This is a genomic window from Cohnella nanjingensis, assembly GCF_014212125.1.
Lineage (GTDB): Bacteria > Bacillota > Bacilli > Paenibacillales > Paenibacillaceae > Cohnella > Cohnella nanjingensis.
On sequence record NZ_JACJVP010000078.1, the window covers coordinates 1 to 1,256 of the forward strand.

Consider the following 1,256-nt stretch of genomic DNA (forward strand, 5'->3'; position numbering starts at 1 on the left):
ACAAAATCTCCTATTGTTAATGTGTAGGTACGATCCATACACGTCAACTAAGGAGACTCGCATTAGTGAGTGTATCGGATCTTTGTACCCTTCGTCAATGCCTTTCTTTGTTGCCGCTTACGGATTTTTCGGCTCCTTTGTTGGATTATCGCGTTCGTAAGCTCTCTTGCGCCAATTTGCTTAAAATCTTTCTTTCCGCTCAGCTTTGCGGTTGGGAATCTCTGGCTCGCATTGAAACCGAAATTGCAGCCCACACCGAACTTCAAACCGAGTTCGGTTGTACCGTCAGCGCTTCCCAACTGTGCCGGCGCATCGATGACTTTCCCAGTTGCGTGCTAGAGGCGCTTTTCCATGCGCTAATTGCTCGTACGAAGCATGTAGCCGATCAGTCCGGCAAGCTGGCCGCCCAACAAATGTTCGTCTTGGATTCCACCAAGCTCACTCTGCCCCAGAAAATGTCCAATTGGACCTACGTGGATCGTAACCATTGCGCGGTGAAGGTACACACGCGGATTGTCGTTCTCGCCAATGGGGAGACAATACCCGATCGCATCACGCCTTCGATCGGGCATGTAAGCGACCATGAAGGAGCCGATCTACTCGTTGTAGATCCTGATGCCACCTACCTTATGGATCGAGGCTATGTCTGCTATTGGCGGATGGAAGATTGGATTGCCCATAACCGAAAGTTCGTGATGCGGCTGAACACCCGATTAATTATCCATCAGGTTCTTCATGAGGATGCGTGTGATCCTGCGGACCCCCTGCTCTTGCGAGATGCGATCGTGTTTCTCGGAAAAGGGAAGCACTTAATGAAGGCGCCGATTCGCTTGGTGGAATTCAAGGACGAACAAGGTCGGCTTTACCGGATAGGGACAACGCGCTTCGACTTGTCCGCTCGCGAAATTGCAGATCTGTACCGTCAGCGCTGGCGGATTGAGTTGTTCTTTCGGTGGATGAAGCAGCATTTGAAGTTTGCGAAGTTGTTTGCTTACAAGCCACAAGCCGTATGGAATCACATTTTGATCGCTATGATTGCCTACGTCTTGTTGTACTTGGTACGTCTTATGAAGCAGATCCCGCAAACCCTTTGGCAGACGCTGAGACTATTGCGGGTGTATGCTTTTCGGAGTTGGGACGATTTTGTCAAAGCTGCGAGCAAGCGGCCAACCGGCCAAACCCGAGGAAGGCAAAAGCGGGAGCGACCACCTCCCCCGTATATAGCGGAAAGTTGCGATGTAGCGATAGTTAGCCGG

At 51.0% G+C, this 1,256-nt stretch carries 1 protein-coding gene; it reads left to right on the forward strand.

Annotated features, from left to right (window positions below; translation table 11 throughout):
• Positions 1 to 65: 65 nt before the first annotated feature.
• Positions 66 to 1,256: IS4 family transposase (locus tag H7C19_RS33195; protein WP_185673381.1), on the forward strand; the 1,191-nt coding region annotated here is incomplete at its 3' end.